This window comes from Eubacterium ramulus, assembly GCF_045002895.1.
GTDB lineage: Bacteria > Bacillota > Clostridia > Lachnospirales > Lachnospiraceae > Eubacterium_I > Eubacterium_I ramulus.
Window position 1 is genome coordinate 1062518 of sequence record NZ_CP173382.1, and the last position, 20461, is coordinate 1082978.

The following is a 20461-nucleotide window of genomic DNA, read 5'->3' on the forward strand; positions in this document are numbered from 1 at the left end:
TATGCTATCTTAAGAGGAGAAGGATATGGCATTAAATTTACATGATGAAAAGAAGAAATGGTTGGACTGGGCGATTGAAATCCAAAGTCTAGCGCAAGCGGGGATGACCTATGGACATGACGTATATGATATGGAGCGTTATGAACGTTTGCGGGAAATTTCAGCAGAAATGTTATCTTACAAAACAGATATTCCAGTAGAAAAAGTAAAAGACTTATTCTGTAATGAAACTGGCTATCAGACACCTAAGGTTGATACCAGAGCAGCAATTTTCGAGGATGGAAAAATCTTATTAGTGCATGAAAAAAACGGAACCTGGTCGTTACCGGGCGGCTGGTGTGATGTTAACCAATCGGTAGCGGAAAATACGATCAAAGAGACATTAGAAGAAGCTGGTTTACATGTAAAAGCAGACCGTATGATCGCTGTTCAGGATCGAAATAAACATAATTTGCCGATATATGTTTATGGTGTGGTCAAGATTTTTATCCAGTGTTCTGTAATTGATGGGGCTTTTGTTTCAAATATTGAAACGACAGAGACAAAATATTTTGCAAAAGACGAAATACCGGAAAATCTGGCAAATGAAAAAACAACCAAAGAACAGATACTAATGTGTTTTGATGCGTATGAAGCGAAACACTGGAAAGTTTTGTTTGACTAAAAAGTAATTTATGATAACTTGGAGGAATGACATGAAATGCAAAAGAATGGTTCTGCCATTACTTGGAACTGCATTTGAACCTGGCAGACTGGCAGACACGCTAAATGAATTTGAGGATGAAGAACTGGCAGAAATTGCACAGGCAGAAGCCTATTTTTTTCAGCACAGGCAAAAGCCTGTGTGAAAATTGTAGAAAAGTGTGCTGATTCATATTCCACCGGAAAAAGAATTGCCGTTGTTAAGCGATTATTTGCGTTATCTTCCAGAAGGTCAGCGTCTGTTTGCTATGAATCTGTTGACTCCGGTGGAGTTTTCTATCGCGATGCTTGCTTGCCGTGACTGGACAAATAAGTGTCAATTTTCAGAAAACAGAAGATAATAATTTATGCCTATTTCAATGTTTGCTGAAATAGGCACTTTTTTGTGCCAAAACGGGCATGTAAAAACAAAGAATAGTTTGATAAAATATAACCAACGAGATGGCTGCTCAGTAAAATACCTAAAACAGTAATAATTTTTTACATATAATGATATATACCTTGCGAACAGATACAGATGAGCAGTCATCAGAAATATTTTATATGAACGCAGAATAAGCATTCCCCCGATTCAAGTGTGTAGAGCACTAAGCGGTGGGTAAGCGGGATGCTTATGTCAGTGGGAGTTAAAAGCTCCCACTGACAGGTCACAAAGCGACTGCGTTCCTGAGCAAGTAGTGAAAGCGGATTGCAAATGTCCGCTTTACTTATAAGAAACACAGTCTTTTGCTAAATGGCAGAAGGCTTTTTTTCGTTTCCAAATCATATTAGGTTTATTGCTGAATTATAGCAGAAACAAAATAGTTAAAACAAGATGATATGTTGCGGAGCAATTTTTCAAAAAAGAAAAGCAAGTTTTTGGATAAAAAATAAATAGGAAGTATGGAACTAAAATGATATAATAGACACAGAAACAAAGTAAAAAACAAATTACTCAGTTTACAAATCTTGATGAAAATAAATATGAGAAAAGGAATTTTGAATGGAAAAATACAGTATTAACGAAGTATCATTAATCAAAAATGAAAAAGCAATTTTTCCAATGATGGGGGAGTTTCATTTTTCCAGATGCCCGGAGAAGGAATGGGAAGATGAGATTCGAAAAATGAAAGCCTGTGGCATGGATATTATAGCAACCTATGTATTTTGGATTCATCATGAGGAAGAAGAAGGTGTCTTTGATTTTTCCGGTCAGCGCAATCTGCATCGTTTTCTGGAATTGTGCGAGAAATGGCAGATGCATGTGTGGCTTCGTATTGGACCGTGGGCGCATGGGGAGGCACGAAATGGTGGTTTTCCGGACTGGCTGCTGAAAAAAGGATATAAATTGCGCAGCGATGATCCGGATTACCTGGCTTTGGTGGAACGTTTCTGGAAGAAAATTTATAAAGAAGTGGAAGGAACACATTGCATTCTTGGTATCCAGGTTGAAAATGAATATGGTCATGTGGGTGGTTTACGAGGTGCTGCCGGGGAGCAACATATGCGTACGCTAACAAAACTGGCAAAAACAATTGGTTTTGAAGCACCTTATTGGACAGCGACCGGATGGGGCGGTGCGGTACTTGGTGATCTGACACCGGTTATGGGCGGTTATTGTGATGCCCCATGGGATGCTTCTTTAAAACAGCTTCCGCCAAACAAGAATTATCTGTTTTCAACGGTGCGAAATGATGGAAATATTGGCAGTGATTATGCGCCGGGCATGGAATTGTCATTTGATAAAGATGCGTATCCGTATCTGACCGCAGAACTTGGTGGCGGTGTGCAGGTGACACATCATCGCAGACCACGGGTGGCAGCAGAAGATATCGGAGCGATGTCAGTATGCAAACTTGGAAGCGGTTGTAACCTGTTGGGCTATTATATGTATCACGGTGGGACAAATCCGAAAGGAAAACTCAGTAGCTTACAGGAATCGACGGCGGTGGGGTCTTTTTGCGATGTCCCTGAACTTTCTTATGATTTTCAGGCACCGATCCGGGAATATGGTCAGATTTCAGAGACAGCAAAAGAATTGAAACTTCTTTCTATGTTTGCACATGATTATGGGGAGACATTTTGTAATATGCAGCCACAGTTTGCGGGGGATGACTGTGAGAGTACTTCCGTTCATACCGGAGATTTTCAGGATGCAGAAGATTTATCTGCATTTCGCATGATTACGCGCAGAAACGGTGATCAAGGTTATCTGTTTGTAAATAATTATCAACGTGGCTATGAGATGGCAGAGCATAAAGATGTGATGTTGCGTGTTCAGACAGTAGATGGAGAAATACGTTTCCCAAAACAGGATATTAAAAATGGAGCTTACTTCTTTTATCCGTTTAATTTTCCGCTGTCAGATGACGTGACATTACGTTGGATTAATCAGACACCATTATGCAATATCAACCAGAAACTATGGTTTTTCTATGGAATTGACAAAATGCAGTATGAGGCAGATGAAAAACTGTCTGGCCAAGTGCTTATCAGTATGGATCGAACCTGGGCAAAATGTGCATGGTGCATGAAAAAATATCCAAATATATTGTTTTTCAGTACGTTACCTATTTTGGAAACAGAAAATGGGATAGAGGTGATTTGTCGCAGTGATCATGCACAGAAAAACTGCTGGATAATCATGGATGCAACTGTGGAAGATGTTAAAACGTGGATTGACAATGGATGGAAAAAATCAGATATCATTCCGGATTTCTTACATGTGGAAGGTGATGCATCCACAATTTGCGTGCTGAGTCATGATCTGGCGGCAGCAGACAATCAGACTGTCGCGTCATTTACACATACAGATGTAAATAACCGCATTGTACGGAAAGAAAAAAATGTTTTTGACAGAGCAGAAAAAACAGATTTTTCCGAGTCAGAAGCATGTGTGATTGACGATACTGGCAAAGATTATCAGGAATATGTGATTCGAATTTCCTATGACAAAGCATATGATGCAGCAAAAGATAATATCTTTCTTCGGATTGATTTTCAGGCAGATCAGGCAGAACTTTACCTGAATGGTGAGAAAATTGCGGATCAGTATTATATTGGTGATGTCTGGGAAGTCAGTCTGAAACGATTTGATTTTCCAATGGAATTGATACTACGGTTGTATCCACTGGAGGAAGATGATAAGATATATCTGGAAACGCAACCGTATTATGTAAATGGAAGATGTTGCAGTTTAAAGGATATCCGTTGCGTGTATGAGTGTAAGGAAAAGTTGTAATAGTTGAAGAAAAAGAGAATGTCCTCTGTTTGAATTGCGATAAGCAATGAGCAGGGGACGTTTGTCTGTAAATCTGCCTCTTGGAAAATATCAGCATTTTTGTTATAATGCAATTACTGGATTTTTGAAAGACGGGTGAAATAGATGGAAGAATATTTAAAAGATATATCAGATGGAAAGTTATATAGCAGCAACGACATGGTAAAAGTAGGCTGTCATGACTGCACTGGCTGTTCCGCCTGTTGTTGTGATATGGGTGAATCCATTTTGCTGGATCCGATGGATGTCTGGCGTCTGGAACGGAACCTTGGACAGAGTTTTGAACAACTGCTTGCAGGTGCGATAGATTTGCATGTGGAAGATGGTCTGATCCTTCCGAATCTGAAAATGGCACCATCCGCGACAGGACCAAAATGTTCTTTTTTAAATGAAGAAGGCAGATGCAGTATTCATGGATTTCGACCGGGAATCTGCCGTTTGTTTCCTCTGGGGCGAAACTATGAAGGGGAAAAGCTGAGCTATTTTCTGCTGACAGATGCCTGTCCGGCAAAAAATAAATCAAAGATGAAAGTAAGTAAGTGGCTTGAAATGGATGGAGTGAAGGATTATGAGCACTTTTTAGTAAAATGGCATTCACTCACAAAGTCTCTTCGTCAGGCGATGCAAAATTATAACGAAGAGGAAGCAAAACGGAAAAATATGCTGTTTCTTCAAATGTTTTATTTTACTCCTGTACAGCAGGAGAATTTTTATGATGGTTTCTACGAACGGCTTGAACAGTTTGAACGCAGATAAGCATTCCCCCGCTTCAAGTGCGCGGAGCACAAAGTGGCGGGTGAGGGGGGATGCTTATGTCAGCTTTCGCTGACCAGAATCACGCACCAAGTCTCACGTGCGTTCGACTTGAATAGTAGAAACAATAGTTAATAAGGAGTTTGAATGGGAAAATCTTTATACATAGCAGAAAAACCAAGTGTGGCCCGTGAATTTGCCAAGGCACTGAAAGAAGATATGCGTACTTTCGATGGCTATCAGGAATCAGAAAATGCGGTCATTACCTGGTGTGTAGGACATCTGGTAACTATGAGTTATCCGGAAGCCTATGATATGAAGTTCAAAAAATGGAGTCTGGCGACCTTGCCGTTTATTCCGGAAACCTTTAAATATGAAGTGATTCCGGGGGTGAGTAAGCAGTTTAAAATTGTATCGAACTTGTTGAACCGTTCGGATGTAGATACCATTTACGTCTGTACTGACTCCGGACGGGAAGGAGAATACATCTACCGTCTGGTGGAACAGATGGCAGGCGTGAAGGGCAAAGACCGCCGTCGTGTATGGATTGATTCTCAGACGGAAGAAGAAATTTTACGCGGGATCCATGAAGCAAAAGATTTGTCGGAATATGATAATTTATCGGAATCTGCATATCTGCGAGCCAAAGAAGATTATCTGATGGGAATCAATTTTTCAAGATTGCTGACATTAAAATATGGCAATACATTGGCTGGTTTTCTAAATCAGAAATATACGGTCATTTCCGTCGGACGTGTTATGACCTGTGTGCTCGGCATGGTAGTGCGACGTGAACGGGAAATCCGTGAGTTTGTAAAAACGCCGTTTTATCGTGTGTTAAACAGTATGGAATTTGAAGGCCTGACCATTGAAGGCGAATGGCGCGCAGTTCCCGGATCAAAATATTTTGGTACACCGAAACTTTATAAGGAAAACGGTTTTCGGGAAAAGAAAGATGCACAGGAATTGATCAACTGGATGAAAAGCCTGGAACCGCAGGAAGCAGCAGTCATGTCAGTGGAACGCAAACAGGAAAAGAAAAATCCACCTTTACTGTACAATCTGGCAGAACTTCAGAATGACTGTTCAAAACTGTTTAAAATCAGTCCGGATGAGACTTTACGCGTAGTGCAGGAACTGTATGAGAAAAAGATGGTAACCTATCCGCGTACCGATGCCCGTGTACTTTCCAGTGCTGTGGCGAAGGAGATTTCAAAGAATATTTCCGGATTAAAAGGGATCAATATGGTGCGTCCATTTGCAGAAGAAATTCTTGAGAAAGAAAGCTACAAACAGATTGCGAAGACACGTTATGTCAACGATAAAATGATCACAGACCATTATGCAATTATTCCGACCGGTCAGGGACTTGGAGCTATGCGAGGTTTAAATCCGGTTTCACTGAAAGTATATGAGACGATTGTACGTCGTTTCCTTGCTATTTTTTACGAACCGGCTATTTATAAAAAAGTGAGTCTGACAATGGGGATGGAGACAGAACGTTTTTTTGCTTCCTTTAAGGTGTTAGCAGATCCTGGGTATCTGAAGGTGATGGAATATTCCTTCCGGAAGAAAAAGACAGAAGATACAACCAGTCAAAATGATGCAGATTCTAATGAAAAAAGCGGCGATGCACATTTACTGGAACAAATCGCAAAAATCAAAAAGGGGATGACACTTCCGGTAAAGAGTTATGCTATCAAGGAGGGAGAAACTTCTCCACCAAAACGTTACAATTCCGGTTCCATGATCCTTGCAATGGAAAATGCAGGACAGCTGATTGAAGATGAGGAGTTACGTGCGCAGATCAAAGGCTCCGGTATCGGCACCAGTGCGACCCGTGCTGAGATTTTGAAGAAACTGGTGAATAACAAATACTTGAGTCTGAATAAAAAGACACAGATTATTACACCGACCTTACAGGGAGAGCTGATTTATGATACCGTATCGGCATCCATCAAGTCATTGCTGAATCCCGAACTGACGGCAAGCTGGGAAAAAGGCCTGAATTATGTGGCGGAGGGTACAATTACCCCAGAGGAATATATGACAAAACTGACACACTTTATTCAGAGTCGTACAAGTGGTGTACTGGGACTTCGGAACCAGTATATCATAAAGGATTCTTTTGAACGGGTGGCACCATTCTATAAAAAATCACGTTAAGAATGCTTTGTGATAAAAGAACATTACGGACGCAGGCATATCACAATCATCATCGATTGATGTATGCTCCATTTGAACGCAGAATAAGCAAGTAACGAAAGCGGATTGCGAATGTCCGCTTTACTTTCTGATAAAACCAAAAATCGATTCGTAAAAATATGCATAATATGCAATAAAATTGAATAAATATACACGTAAATCATAAAAAACACTTGCTTTTATATAGAACAGCATGTATAATATGACACGTTAAGCGAAGGAGCACTTTGGGAGTTTTACCTGAAGTGCTTTTTACCTATAAAAATCAGATAACATTCTGAAGAAAAAACGAGGGCGAAAAAATGAAACCAAATCCAAAGTATTTATCCTTTTACTATCAGACGATGACAGAATTTCCGGATATCGAACTGGATCCGAAAAAAACAGCATTGCTGATCATTGATATGCAGAATGAATTTGTGCGCAGAGATATGGGTGAGGCATTGCAGTTTAAGGAAATGGGAGAATGGGAGCGTTGGATTCCATTCCATGACAGACTGGATAATGTGACAATTCCAGCCTGCAAAAAAATGTTGGATTATTTCCGGGCAAACAATATGTATGTTACATATGGAAGAATTGCCTGCTTGCTGGATAACGGTGAAGATCGCTGTGCAGTACAGAAATCCGAAGGATGGAACGGAATGCTGCTTCCGGTAAATTCTGTAAATGCGGCTATGATCGACGAGCTTGCTCCACAGGATAATGAAATCGTGGTAAATAAGACAACAGATAGTGTTGTTACAGGAACAAATTATGTACGTCTGATGCAGAACATGGGCATTGAGACGATTGTAGTCTGCGGTATTGTGACAGATCAGTGCGTGGCAAGTACGATTCGTGATCTGGCAGATAATGATTTCAAAATTATTTGTGTGGAAGATGGTTGCGCGGCAGCAGATCAGGAACTGCATGATGCAGAGTTGAAGATCATGAATGTGATTTACTGTAACGTATTATCTTCCGATGAGACCATCGAGGTAATTGAGAAAAACCGTAAATAAAAACGTGTCTGGGGGATGCGACGATATAAATATATGGGGGAAGGGAGAGATTACAAAATAAGATTATTCAATAGGAATAGTTGTTGAGAGAAAGAAGTGTAAAAAATGGAACAGGGATTAAAGAAAACATTGAAATTGCCGCAGCTGATCGCATTGGCTGCCGGCGGAATGATTGCTGCGTGGATGGTGGAGATTCAGTATTGGTTTAGTCTGACCGGTACAGGTTCTTTATTAGCACTGATCCTGTGTGCAGTATTTGTGTTACCATTATGTTTTATTTATGCAGAGATGACAACCATGCTGCCGTATGCAGGCGGTGAAAATGTCTGGGTTTCCAATGCATTTGGATGGAACACCGGATGGGTTTGTTGTTGGTTTGTGCTGTTACTTTATGTTATGGCGATGCCTACTGTATCTTACGGTATAGCAAGCATGATCGGATATCTTCATCCAATCACTTCCGGACAGACAAAGCTGGTTGCGGCAATCATTCTTGTGGTATGGTTTTTCCTGACCAATAAAGAATTAAAATTTATCGCAAAACTGCAGAGTATTTTGTTTTGGGCAACATTGATTGTTTCACTGGCAGCCTCTGTAATCTTTATTTGCAGTGGCTCCTGGAGTTTCTCTAATTTCAGAGGGAATCTGTTCCCGTCCGGTGGAAAGGGATTTTCAGCAGCCATTGCGTTGTTGATCATGAAATTTATCGGATTTGATCTGATTCCGCAGTTGTCCGAGGAGGCAAACTTCCCGAAAAAGAAAATGTGGAAAGCATTCGTTGGTTCTCTTGGGTTTACAGTATTGATCTATGGTATGGCTGTTGTCGGTGTCGGTGGAATTATTTCGCAGGACTGGGTGCTTCAGACAGATATCGTAGATCCGCGTGTTGCCGATATGATCGATATGCACTGGCTTGGTATTGTAATTGTTATCATGGGAACAGGAACCTGTCTGACCACATTGTCCGGATTCTGGATGTGCGCGTCCCGTACTCTGTTTGGAGCTGCAAAGCAGGCACAGTTTACGAAAAAGCTGGCAAAAGTAAACAAACATGGACAGCCGTTTCTGGCCAATATCATCGTTGGTATTTTATCTATTTACTTTACGGTATTTGCACCGGATGCATGGGTAAATTATATTTACACGATTTACGGATTGACAGCCGGAGTTGTATATCTGCTGGTTGCACTGTCCTTCCTGAAACTGCGTCGTTCTCATCCGGAATGGGAGCGTCCGTATAAATTGCGGATTCCGTGGTTTTTTGGTATTGCGTCTATCATTTTCTGTGTGTACGTTATTTATGTGACGATTACAACGATGGATCGGAATGCATGGATTGTTCTGATTGTTTATATCGTACTCGGAATTCCGTTCTGGGCTTACGCAAAAGCAATGCAGAAAAAAGATCCGGAGAACTGGAAAGAAGTAATTACAAATCCGGATACAGAAAAACTGAAATAAAGTGTGGATATATGTGCTGTTTCAGAGAAAAATATAGACAGTTTCATATAGTAAAAGGGAACTCTGACTTATGTGACAGATATGTTGCACGGGGCAGGGTTCTTTTTATTGCAGACAGTAATTTTTACCAATACGGATAATTCAGAAAAAAAGGACTGGAAAAAGAGTGGAAAACGTGGCACAATAAGATTGATGAAAAACATAGTATGAAAGGAATTAAAGCAGAAAATGGAACAGTGTAAGATTGTAAATATGTACGATTTAAATGAGACAATCGCAAAAGAATATATGGAAACTGCAGAGTATCCGTGGGAACTTTTGGACGGACTTTCTGATTATATCAAAAGACTGGGTGACACTCTGGATCCGGAGAAATATGAAAAACGTGGCGAAGATGTATGGGTAGCTAAAAATGCAAAGGTTGCACCGACGGCATTTCTTGGAAGTCCTCTGATCATTGATGAGGAAGCGGAAGTTCGCCATTGTGCATTTATCCGCGGATCAGCTATTGTTGGAAAAGGTGCGGTTGTAGGAAATTCTACAGAATTAAAAAATGTCATTCTGTTTAACAAAGTACAGGTTCCACATTACAACTATGTGGGCGATTCGATTCTTGGATACAAAGCGCACATGGGGGCAGGTTCCATTACTTCAAATGTCAAGTCTGATAAAACATTGGTTGTAGTACGTGATGGCAAAGAAGAAATTGCTACCGGAAGAAAGAAATTCGGCGCAATGCTTGGAAATAATGTCGAAGTAGGATGCAATTCCGTGTTAAACCCGGGAACTGTGATCTGTCCGGAAAGCAATGTATATCCGTTATCTGCAGTCCGTGGAGTAGTACCTGCACATTCTATTTATAAAAACCGTAATGAAATTGTAGAAAAACAGTAATTAGTCATGACTCATTTGTGCTATTTTTGATACATGAGAAATTTTGTAAAAAAAATGTCGGAAAAGACTTTACGAATGATGAAAAATGTGTCAAAATACATACGGATGTTAAAAAAATAACAAAGTAATCCTGTGCAGAAAGCCCGGTTGACACATGATAGGAAATAATATATGTTTTCTATGAAAATCAATAAAGGATAGGTATAGCGTATAGGATCTCTTTCAAAAACATTCATACATAGAAAGGAGTTTTACAATGATTTATTCCAAAGAAGTAGAATTGATGTGCCCGGTTGCAAAAGGCGCAAAACATGAACCTGCTCCAATCCCGGAAGAGGGAAAATGGGTTCACTCCAAAAAAATTGAAGACATTTCCGGTTTTACACACGGTGTGGGCTGGTGTGCTCCGCAGCAGGGTGCATGTAAGCTGACTCTGAATGTAAAAAACGGTATCATCGAGGAGGCTTTGATCGAGACAATCGGATGTTCCGGTATGACTCATTCCGCAGCGATGGCAGCAGAGATTTTACAGGGAAAAACAATTTTAGAAGCATTAAATACAGACCTTGTCTGTGATGCAATCAATACAGCAATGAGAGAGCTGTTCTTACAGATTGTATATGGTAGAACTCAGAGTGCTTTTTCTGATGATGGTCTGGCAATCGGTGCCGGTCTTGAAGATCTTGGTAAAGGACTTCGTTCTCAGGTTGGTACAATGTATGCAACAAAAGAAAAAGGTGTTCGTTATCTGGAAATGGCAGAAGGCTATGTAACAGGCATTGCTCTGGACGAGGATAATGAGGTAATCGGATATCAGTTCGTAAGCCTTGGCAAAATGACTGACTTTATCAAAAATGGCGATGATCCGAATACTGCATGGGAGAAAGCAAAAGGTCAGTATGGCCGTGTAGCTGATGCAGCAAAAATCATCGATCCGAGAAAGGAGTAATGGACAATGGCTTTATTTGAATCATATGAAAGAAGAATTGACCAGATCAATTCTGTTTTAAATAGTTATGGAATTGCTTCTATCGAAGAAGCAGAGAAAATCACAAAAGATGCTGGTCTGGATGTATACGATCAGGTAAAGAAAATCCAGCCGATCTGTTTTGAGAATGCATGCTGGGCTTATACAGTAGGTGCAGCTATCGCAATCAAAAAAGGATGCCGCAAAGCTTCTGAGGCAGCTGCAGCAATTGGAGAAGGTCTTCAGGCTTTCTGCATCCCGGGTTCTGTAGCAGATCATCGTAAAGTAGGTCTGGGACATGGTAACCTTGGAAAAATGCTTCTGGAAGAGGAGACAGAGTGCTTCTGTTTCTTAGCTGGTCATGAGTCATTCGCAGCAGCTGAGGGCGCAATCGGTATTGCTGAGAAAGCAAACAAAGTACGTCAGAAACCGTTACGTGTTATCCTGAACGGTCTTGGAAAAGATGCAGCTCAGATCATTTCCCGTATCAACGGTTTCACATTTGTAGAGACAAAATATGACTACAAAGAAGCAAAACTGAACGTCGTATATGAGAAATCATATTCTAAAGGACTTCGTGCTTCCGTAAAATGTTACGGTGCAGATGATGTTCAGGAAGGTGTTGCAATCATGCATCATGAGAACGTTGGTGTATCTATCACAGGTAACTCCACCAACCCGACACGTTTCCAGCATCCGGTAGCAGGTACATACAAAAAAGAGTGTATCGAGCAGGGTAAAAAATACTTCTCAGTAGCATCCGGCGGTGGTACAGGACGTACACTTCATCCGGATAACATGGGTGCAGGTCCTGCTTCCTATGGTATGACAGATACAATGGGACGTATGCATTCTGATGCACAGTTTGCAGGTTCTTCTTCTGTACCGGCTCATGTAGAGATGATGGGCTTAATCGGTATGGGTAATAACCCAATGGTTGGTGCTACAGTAGCAGTTGCCGTTTCTGTTGAGGAAGCTGCTAAGGCTGGTAAGTTCTAAGAAAACCGCATAAATACTGACTTTTTGAGGGCTTGGTTCGTTTTGACAAGCCCTCAATTTTTGTATATAATACACACGTAATACACAGGTAATACACAATGCGTAATACACAAATAATACACAAATGGACAGTAGTTTCCATTTGAAAAGCGGAAGGATGGATTACGATGAAATTACCTAATGGATACGGCAGTGTACACAAATTGAAAGGAAAAAGGCGAAAACCATGGAGGGCTAGAATTACAGACGGATTTGTTTATGATCTGGTGGAAGATAAACAAATTCAAAAGTATAAGACGCTTGGATATTATGAAACAAAACAAAAAGCATTACAGGCGCTTGCTGCATATAATGAGAACCCGTATGATTTAGATGCTGACAAGATTACGTTTGCTGAATGTTACGAAAAATGGACGGAAGAATATTTTAAAAAAATCACTCCAGCTGCTATTAGAACCGTAAAAGCCGCATATAAGTATTGTTCTTCTTTGTATAATATGAGAATGAAGGATATTCGGGTATATCATTTGTCTGGTTGTATGGATGATGGATATATTATTCAAGATAAGGGAAAAGATAAAGGAAAGAAGAGAATGGCTTCAGCCGGAACGAAATCCAGAATGAAATCTATGTTCAATCTGATGTTTGATTATGCAATGGCGCATGAGGTGGTTTTTACAAACTATGCGAGAAATTATAAGATTGATGCTGAAATACTAGAGGAAAAAGAAAAGAATAAAAGACTTAAAATACCGTTTTCAAATGAAGAAATTGATATTTTATGGGATAATATTGAATTTGGATTTACGGATATGGTATTGATTCAGATATATTCAGGGTGGAGACCGCAAGAATTAGCAATATTACAAGTAGCAGATATTGATCTTGAAAAAGGAATTATGTCTGGTGGTTTAAAATCAGATGCAGGAAGAAATAGAATTGTTCCAATACATCCGCTAATAGAACCACTTATTAGAAAAAGGTATGATGAAGCAATGAAACTTCATTCTGAATATTTGTTCAATGATGAAACAAGTCAAACTGGAATGGAAATGACCTATGATAAATATAGGGGTAGATTTAATAAAGTAATGGAAAGAAATAAAATGACACATACCCCGCACGAATGTCGTCATACATTTATTACGATTGGAAAGTCTAATAAAATGGATCAGTACATTCTGAAATTGATTGTGGGACATGAAATAGATGATGTTACAGAAAAATTCTATACACATAGAACAATAGAACAATTAAGGAATGAAATGAATGCTTGTATCACAAAGCATATTAGTATGAAAAATAAAGATCTTTTTATCGATGATATGTATGATTAATAATAGATAGTATATAAAGAAGATGGAACCGATGTGTTTGCCATCTTCTTTTTTTGTTGCCATAAATTGTTATATATGATGTATCTTGATTAAAAGAATACAGGTGTGAAATGTGAATGTATCTACATCTTGTAGTTAAGTTGACGCAAAATACAAAGTGACGTATATATAGCACTAAGGAATCAGAGAAATCTGATCCGATAAAAATGAACGAAAGATACCATATTGTTACAATCCAGAAAAATTAATTTCTTGTAAATAACGAAGTAATCTATTGACAAGACACAACCCAAATTAGGTAGAATAGATTCAAAGATAAGGATTGATAAATTTTCTTGGTAAAAATACAGGGAAATGAATCAGTCCTTTTTTTTGTTGGATTTTTTCGGGAAGAGGGCAAAAAAGCAGAGGTGAAGGAGGTAAAACATGAGAAAAAAAGAAATCAAATGTCCTTATTGTGGCAGTAAAGCAAAATTAGTTCATTTTTATGATATCTATGGGAAGGACGCAACTCATCCGGAAAGGTATGCGTGGGCATGCGCAAGATTTCCACAGTGCGATTCTTATGTAAGCACAATCAAAGGTAGCACGAAACCAGCGGGAACACTTGCCGATGCACAACTACGACATGAGCGGATTGAAGCTCACAGGGTTATCAAAAAAGTGGTGGAGAGCGGTATGGATCAGCATAGCGTCTATCGTTACCTGGAAGACCGGATGGGTCTGCAGAGAGACCAGTTACACATTGCAAGCTCAGGGATTTATTATTGCCGACTGGTACAACAGATTCTGAAATCTTTGTTAGAAAGGAGATGCGGAACATGTTAGGTAAGAATGCAGAAAAAGAATTATTGGCAAACATGGAAGAAATCCGATATATGACCAGAAGTATTGTTCGTAAAAGTGCAATATTTGCGAAATATATGGATATAGAAGATTTTTATCAGGAGGCGTATATTGAATACTTACAGTCTGTAGATTCGTATGATCACACAAAAGGAAAAAGTCTCCATAATTACGCTTATAGCAGAATCAGGCATCGTTTGATGAGTATTTTTCGGAAAAACCGGAATATATACCAGGAATATGGAAGCAATAAATTAGAGGAACAGTTGTCATGTAGACAGGATGTAGAAAGTGAATTACGTGCAGCGGAGTTTGCGGTGGACTATCTGGAAGTAGAAAAGGAGATGATGAAGGTATATATGGATGCTCCAAAAACGATACAGTATGGAATCCTTGCAATCTGTAATGAGGTGCGAGGGATTTCAAAAGCAGAAACAGCGAAAAAACTTGGCATAACTACCAGCTATATTACAGTAAGTATGCGGCGTGCAGCAGACAAACTGAAGTTACCAGTGATGTTTGCCTGGTATGGTTATCATAATCTCAAATGACTAGAAATGATTTTATGATTTAGTATGAAAAGGAGTAAAAATGGCGAATCCGTATAGAAAAGTAATGTACCGATTAAAAGAAAAATGGTCTATTCGGGAAATCGCGGAATTATATGTTGACCGGAATTTCAGTATGGATCTGGTCTCACATATTACGGGAATCCCGTTAGCACTATTGAGCCATATCTTATGGGATTATCATCTGCCAGAAGTGAAAAGCAAATATTATACAGAAAACTTTTTAGGCGAGATTTCCAAACTTACAAAACAAATGCATGCAGAATTTTTCCGGGAAGAGCGGATCTTTACACGACAGTATGAGAATGACAGACGAAAGATGGAGACAGATTTTTTAGCAGAGATTTCGTAACAAAAGAATCATAACTCTATTCGTTTCGCAAGGAAGGAAGGGAGAAAAATGGCAGGGAATAAAAAAGTGAACTCTATTTTTCAACATAAGAGAGAAATACGTGACTATGCACTATGGGCATTGCAGGTGCCGGATATTGGTCCGAAAGAAGATACCTATCTTTTGGTTTCGGAAGCCCAGGCGGGAAATGTAGATGCCAGAAATATTTTATACCTGGCTTATATGAAGTATGTATTCTACATTGTTTCGCATTATTACAGTTTCAAGGATTATATGGAAGGGGAAATTGAAGATTGCGTGCAGGAAGGAATGCTTGGATTGTATGAGGCAATCATGCGATTCGATATCACAAAAAATGCGAGTTTTACGACTTACTTAACCATCTGGGTGAGAAAATATGTTTCCAGATATCTATCGGAAGATGGAACGATCAAACGATCTTCCAGGATCGTGAAAAAAACCCAACAGTTGCAGAGTGCCTGCATGGACTATGAGCTGCTTCATGGAAGGCGACCTACGATCGCGGAACTTGCGGAAATAATCGGGGAAAGCGAAAATGTAACCAGAAATCTGCTGGAAGCATTGCAAAGAGCAAGAATCAAATCTCTGGATCATCCACGAAATGACGATGAAAAGTGGACAGAACAGTTAAAATACGATTATGATCTGGAATCCGAAGTGTGTCAGGAAGTGATGAATCGTGAATTTGAAAATATGGTCATTGAGGTGCTTCAGAATGAGACCGACCGGCAGATCATCGATTATGTTTTTGAGTATGCTGACAATGACATGACACGCTCGGAGATCGCGGAAAGCGTAGGAGTATCCAAGCAGTATATCTGCAAGCGAATCATCGCAATCAAAGAGCTTTTGAGAAAAAAACATATCATCTAACGGAATGAAACATCCTCCGGCATTTTGCCAGGGGATGTTTTAAGTTTCCGAAAAAGAAGAACTGACGTATTTCTATTAATAGAGGTCATCTATTCTGTATATACAGAACGTCTAAAAAATAGCGAGAACTATTTCTTATCATGTGGAGCGTTGTCTGCGCTCGGAATCCAATTACAATCGGGAGCAATCCTGTTTATTTGATAAATGAAACTAACATAGAGAAAGGAGGGGATGCCATGGATTATGCGGTTTTTCAGGACTGTGTCAAGAGTATGGATCTGCGGCAGCGTTTCCAGAAATTGCAGGATGAGATTTATATCCTGAACAAAAACCGGGAGCTTGTTCCAAATCTTGAATGGGATCAAAGGTACGCCAGAGCATATGCACAGTTATGGCAGCAGATCCGGCAGCGGATTAAGGTCATACAAAAACGGATGCTTTCCGAATATCACCTGCCTAAGTTGAAAGATGAGCAGAAATATCAGTGGTTTATGAGGCAATTTTTAAGCCTGACCACACAGGAAGAGGAGAAAATCTGCCAGATGATCTACCGAAAGGAACATTTTAGACGGATCGAACTGGAATTTTTTTTATGGAGAGAGACCATCGACCGTCTGGTCGGAGAATATAACGTGCAGAAGGCAGAGGAAGGATTAGAACATGAAAGCATTACAAACACATGCACAGATGCTGGAGCCAAGCCTGGGCTTTTTTGAAAATGAATGGTCTGTATTGCTGCAGTTTTTACTGGGACAGGGATATAAACTTTCGATACGGGTTAATGGATTTTTTGTGATCCGTCCGGGAGAAGATGCCTGTTTTTCACGCTGTCTGAATCTTTTGGAGATTGTGAATGAAGCGTTGGCGTGTAATGCCCGGTGTCAGCAACTATCCTGTCAGAAGCTGTATGCGAAGCAGGGGGATAGGATGGCTTTATGGAAGGAGATCCACAGTGGTATTGAGCGGGAACGGATGTTCCTGAAATTACAGCGGCATCTGTCGAAGCAGGAGGGAGTGCTGGCTAAACAATGGAAACGAATGTGTTAAAAATGGAAAGCTTCTGGCAGAAACATAAAAAATATGCAGCAGAAGTGTATGAAATCGGAACCAACGTAACCGGAAAACAGCATGGATATGGAAAATACCGGCAGGGAAAAGCCGAACTGATCTGTGAACTGTTTGAGATACCGATGGAACCGTTTTTACAATTTTCAATGGAAAGGGGAAAAGAAGATGGTTGATATTCTAAAAGGAATGGATGTCTCACTGTGTGTATTCATGGCAGGGATCGTGGCATTTGTTATCGCGGCGATCCTGTATCTGTTTTTGTGGGAAACCTGGTCGAAAGCCTATGAGGAAGATCTGGAAGAGGAAACCATAGAGTATTACATGATCTATACGGTTTGGAGTAAACCGGAATCCTATGGGAGCAGGGTGATCCTGGCAACGGCAGATGAAGCGGAAGCAAGATTCCGGTTCCATCTGATCCGGACGGTGTCGGAAATATATTTTTCCGGTGCGGCGATCGCGGAACATAGAGACGGAATCCGTATCTCCAAAGGAGATGCAAAACTGTATTATGTGATGAAAACGGTGCAGGTAGAAAATCTATAAAAAATAAGAAAGAGAGGACAGAAAAAATGGAACAGTTACAAATTGTAGCAAAGATCACCCCAGGTGCAATCCAGACCAATTTCGAAGAGACGAAACAGTGGCTTGCCCAAAAACTGCAGAAGTATAATCTGAGCAATTATACCGGTGACGATGCCATAAAACAGATGAAAGAGGGGCGTGCCACTCTAAACAAACTGAGTGATGCCCTGAAAGAGAGAAAACGAGTGGTCAAGGAGCAGTTTCTGGAACCATACACTGCATTTGAGATGGCGGCAGATGAGCTGCTGGCAATGATCCAGGAGTCCTGCGATACGCTGGATGGAAAAATCAAGGAATATGTGCTTATCGAAAAGCAGGAGCGCGAGAAAGAAATCACAAAATATTACCGGGAGGCAGTGGCAGAAGCAGGGATTACCTATGATCTGTGGACACAGATCTATGACGGGAAATGGCTGAATAAAAGTTGCAGCAAAAAAACTTGGAAGATGGCAATCACAGAAGCAATCCAGTCTTACCAGAAAAATATAATGCTCTTAGGGCAGCTTGCGGGTGAAGATGATTTTGAGGCGGCACGAAAGCTGTATGAAGTGGACTTAAACTTGCAGGATGCGATAACCTTTATAACCAAGAAAAAGGCAGAAGCGGAAGCACTTGAGCGGGAGCGGATACGCATTGCTGCAGAAGAAGCAGCAAAAGCACAGGCACGCGTGGAAGCAGAAACCCGGCAGGTAATGCAACAGGCAGAATCTTATGCCAGAGAGCGGGAAGCGGCTGTACGGAAAGAAGAACAGGAAGCGGCACAGAAGCAGATGCAGCAAAAGCAACAGGAGCTGGAGCAACAGACCTATCTTCGTATGCAGAAGCAGATGCAAAGGCAGACACAGGCCATGCCGGTACAAAGAGCCGGGATGAGTTACCAGACTGGTATTCCGACAGGTGGAAGCACAATGTCAGGAAGGTGGGCAGCCGCCACATCCGGACAGGGAATGTCGCGACCGGCATATGGTATCCGGCAGGGGATGCAACGGCAGCAACCGGTACAGCGGGGAAATGCACCGATCCAACGGTCAGTGCAGCAACCCATTTTGCAGACACAGGCGGCAGAACTGTGTACGTTTACGGTACATAGGGTACACCAGGAAGAAGTCTGCCAGTTTTTGACACAACGTGGTATCGGGTATCACATTCACTAAGATGCAGAAAGGACATGACATGAGTTTTAATATCAGCGAGGTTGCAGACTACCTTGGAATTGAAAAATTACAGGATACAGGTGGGGATTCCATTTCCATCTGCTGTCCGTATTGTGGCGACCGGCGAGGAAAAAATACAATATGTATCAGAAAGGATGGAAAGGAAAAAAATGTATTCCAGTGTTTCTCATGCGGCAGGCATGGAAATATGCTGGATTTGTATCTGGATCAGAAAGCCGGATATGTCGGAGCCGATCGTTATAAACGTGCATATGCAGATCTGAGGGATGCGCTTGAAAAAGGGCACAGGGATCACACCCCAAAAAAACGGGTGGAAGAAACAGACAGAAAAACAGAAAAGACCAAAGCTCCGGTGAACGTGTTAGACCATACCTACCGGAGCTTGTTACGTCATCTGACGTTGCAGACGATAGACCGATTGGACCTGCAACGCCGGATGCTTACTGATGCAGAGATAGAGGCGGGATTGTTTCGGTCTGTGCCATCTGATCCGGTGGGCATCTGCCGGATTTTAAAGAGGGAAGGTTGTATGCTGGAAAACGTACCAGGTTTTTATAAAAATGCAGCAGGTAACTGGCAGTTAAATGTATGGGCAGAAGGCTACTTTTGTCCGGTGCTGCAGGATGGATATTTGGTCGGGATGCAGATCCGGCTGCGTAACCCGAAAAAGCAGAAGTATATCTGGTTATCCAGTTCCGGCAAAAGGGCAGGAATTTCGTCCGGAGCCCCGGTCTGCTTTTATGGCGATCCGGATGCAGAGTCTGTCATCATCACAGAGGGTATTTTAAAAGCATATGTAACGTACTGTCTGCTTTCGGATATCGGTGTCAGTGTGATCGGAGTGCCGGGGGTGAATGTCCTTGGCGGATTGAAGGAGCTTCTAAAGCAGCATCATCATAAGATTGCCTATGAAGCCTACGACATGGACAAGTATATGCCGGTAGCCTGCATGCGGGACTATGAAGCCAAGAAGTGCGCTGCCTGCATACAGTCAGGCGGGCGTGAAGCCTACTGCCCGGATGGAAGTTGCAGATATAAGGAACGAAAAAGGCAGATGATCCAGGAAGCACAGGATTCCCTGCAAAAAGTGATCACCAAGGCAGGTCTGATCGGCAGATCCTATCACTGGGACAGAGATCCGGTCAGCGGTCTGTGGCTTGGAAACAAAAAAGGGATTGACGATTACTGCAGTATGCGGCGAGGAGGAATGAGTCATGCAGGAGCTGGCTATCCGGGCAGTGCCCGTACAGGTGCGCTGTGAGTTTGATGATTACCAGGTGGTGGTCTATGAGACGGAAGCAGGAGAACTGACGGCCGTTGGCTCCCTGCTGTGTACGGAAGGGGAATGTGTCCTGCATGGGAATTTTTCCCAACATAAAAAATACGGTAAA

Annotated in this window: 22 protein-coding genes; all 22 read left to right on the plus strand. The window is 41.2% G+C overall.

Annotation, left to right across the window (positions count from 1 at the left end):
* Positions 1-25: 25 nt before the first annotated feature.
* The 22 genes from ACIRUQ_RS04800 (at position 26) to ACIRUQ_RS04905 (ending at position 20331) form a co-directional block, all read left to right on the plus strand.
* Positions 26-664 carry an NUDIX hydrolase gene (locus ACIRUQ_RS04800; protein ID WP_022036560.1) on the plus strand — a complete coding sequence of 213 codons (639 nt, stop codon included), beginning with the start codon at positions 26-28 and terminating at the stop codon, positions 662-664.
* 31 nt (positions 665-695) lie between these two features.
* Positions 696-848, plus strand: a complete 153-nt coding sequence (locus tag ACIRUQ_RS04805; RefSeq protein ID WP_022036561.1) for a hypothetical protein — start codon at positions 696-698, stop codon at positions 846-848.
* 15 nt (positions 849-863) lie between these two features.
* The gene (locus ACIRUQ_RS04810; RefSeq protein WP_055288813.1) at positions 864-1043 is read left to right on the plus strand and encodes a hypothetical protein; all 180 of its coding nucleotides are present in this window, start codon (positions 864-866) and stop codon (positions 1041-1043) included.
* A 641-nt stretch (positions 1044-1684) separates the two neighbouring features.
* Positions 1685-3922: a beta-galactosidase gene (locus ACIRUQ_RS04815; protein ID WP_055288810.1), complete on the plus strand. Its 2238-nt coding sequence runs from the start codon at positions 1685-1687 to the stop codon at positions 3920-3922.
* 144 nt (positions 3923-4066) lie between these two features.
* A complete protein-coding gene (locus ACIRUQ_RS04820; RefSeq protein WP_055288808.1) occupies positions 4067-4717 on the plus strand; it encodes a YkgJ family cysteine cluster protein in 651 nt (216 codons plus the stop codon).
* Positions 4718-4861: 144 nt separating this feature from the next.
* The gene (locus tag ACIRUQ_RS04825; protein ID WP_055288806.1) at positions 4862-6880 is read left to right on the plus strand and encodes a DNA topoisomerase; all 2019 of its coding nucleotides are present in this window, start codon (positions 4862-4864) and stop codon (positions 6878-6880) included.
* A 341-nt stretch (positions 6881-7221) separates the two neighbouring features.
* Positions 7222-7923: a cysteine hydrolase family protein gene (locus ACIRUQ_RS04830; RefSeq protein ID WP_021740060.1), complete on the plus strand. Its 702-nt coding sequence runs from the start codon at positions 7222-7224 to the stop codon at positions 7921-7923.
* Positions 7924-8028: 105 nt separating this feature from the next.
* A complete protein-coding gene (locus tag ACIRUQ_RS04835) occupies positions 8029-9384 on the plus strand; it encodes an APC family permease (RefSeq protein ID WP_021740061.1) in 1356 nt (451 codons plus the stop codon).
* Between the two features lie 228 nt (positions 9385-9612).
* Positions 9613-10278, plus strand: coding sequence for a UDP-N-acetylglucosamine pyrophosphorylase (locus tag ACIRUQ_RS04840; protein WP_055288804.1), 666 nt, complete (start codon positions 9613-9615; stop codon positions 10276-10278).
* 256 nt (positions 10279-10534) lie between these two features.
* Positions 10535-11227, plus strand: coding sequence for an iron-sulfur cluster assembly scaffold protein (locus ACIRUQ_RS04845; protein ID WP_021740064.1), 693 nt, complete (start codon positions 10535-10537; stop codon positions 11225-11227).
* 6 nt (positions 11228-11233) lie between these two features.
* The gene (locus ACIRUQ_RS04850; protein WP_021740065.1) at positions 11234-12244 is read left to right on the plus strand and encodes a GGGtGRT protein; all 1011 of its coding nucleotides are present in this window, start codon (positions 11234-11236) and stop codon (positions 12242-12244) included.
* A gap of 167 nt (positions 12245-12411) precedes the next feature.
* A complete protein-coding gene (locus tag ACIRUQ_RS04855) occupies positions 12412-13581 on the plus strand; it encodes a tyrosine-type recombinase/integrase (RefSeq protein ID WP_070103928.1) in 1170 nt (389 codons plus the stop codon).
* A gap of 426 nt (positions 13582-14007) precedes the next feature.
* Positions 14008-14409, plus strand: a complete 402-nt coding sequence (locus tag ACIRUQ_RS04860; protein WP_021738776.1) for a zinc-finger-containing protein — start codon at positions 14008-14010, stop codon at positions 14407-14409.
* On the plus strand, positions 14403-14978 hold the full coding sequence (locus ACIRUQ_RS04865) for a sigma-70 family RNA polymerase sigma factor (protein ID WP_055288802.1): 576 nt from the start codon (positions 14403-14405) through the stop codon (positions 14976-14978). Before ACIRUQ_RS04860 ends, ACIRUQ_RS04865 begins: the two co-directional genes overlap by 7 nt.
* 40 nt (positions 14979-15018) lie before the next feature.
* On the plus strand, positions 15019-15348 hold the full coding sequence (locus ACIRUQ_RS04870) for a hypothetical protein (RefSeq protein ID WP_055288800.1): 330 nt from the start codon (positions 15019-15021) through the stop codon (positions 15346-15348).
* Positions 15349-15396: 48 nt separating this feature from the next.
* A complete protein-coding gene (locus tag ACIRUQ_RS04875) occupies positions 15397-16242 on the plus strand; it encodes a sigma-70 family RNA polymerase sigma factor (protein ID WP_055288798.1) in 846 nt (281 codons plus the stop codon).
* A gap of 236 nt (positions 16243-16478) precedes the next feature.
* Positions 16479-16958 carry a hypothetical protein gene (locus tag ACIRUQ_RS04880; RefSeq protein WP_022036567.1) on the plus strand — a complete coding sequence of 160 codons (480 nt, stop codon included), beginning with the start codon at positions 16479-16481 and terminating at the stop codon, positions 16956-16958.
* Entirely contained in the window at positions 16903-17289 is a 387-nt protein-coding gene (locus tag ACIRUQ_RS04885; RefSeq protein WP_022036568.1) for a hypothetical protein, read from the plus strand. Before ACIRUQ_RS04880 ends, ACIRUQ_RS04885 begins: the two co-directional genes overlap by 56 nt.
* Complete coding sequence (locus ACIRUQ_RS04890; RefSeq protein WP_404856534.1) at positions 17283-17483, plus strand: hypothetical protein; 201 nt, start codon at positions 17283-17285, stop codon at positions 17481-17483. Before ACIRUQ_RS04885 ends, ACIRUQ_RS04890 begins: the two co-directional genes overlap by 7 nt.
* On the plus strand, positions 17476-17856 hold the full coding sequence (locus ACIRUQ_RS04895; protein WP_021738783.1) for a hypothetical protein: 381 nt from the start codon (positions 17476-17478) through the stop codon (positions 17854-17856). The genes ACIRUQ_RS04890 and ACIRUQ_RS04895 overlap by 8 nt, the downstream gene beginning before the upstream one ends.
* 26 nt (positions 17857-17882) lie before the next feature.
* On the plus strand, positions 17883-19049 hold the full coding sequence (locus ACIRUQ_RS04900) for a DUF1351 domain-containing protein (protein ID WP_055288796.1): 1167 nt from the start codon (positions 17883-17885) through the stop codon (positions 19047-19049).
* A gap of 19 nt (positions 19050-19068) precedes the next feature.
* Positions 19069-20331: a DNA primase gene (locus ACIRUQ_RS04905; protein WP_022036570.1), complete on the plus strand. Its 1263-nt coding sequence runs from the start codon at positions 19069-19071 to the stop codon at positions 20329-20331.
* Positions 20332-20461 lie beyond the last annotated feature (130 nt).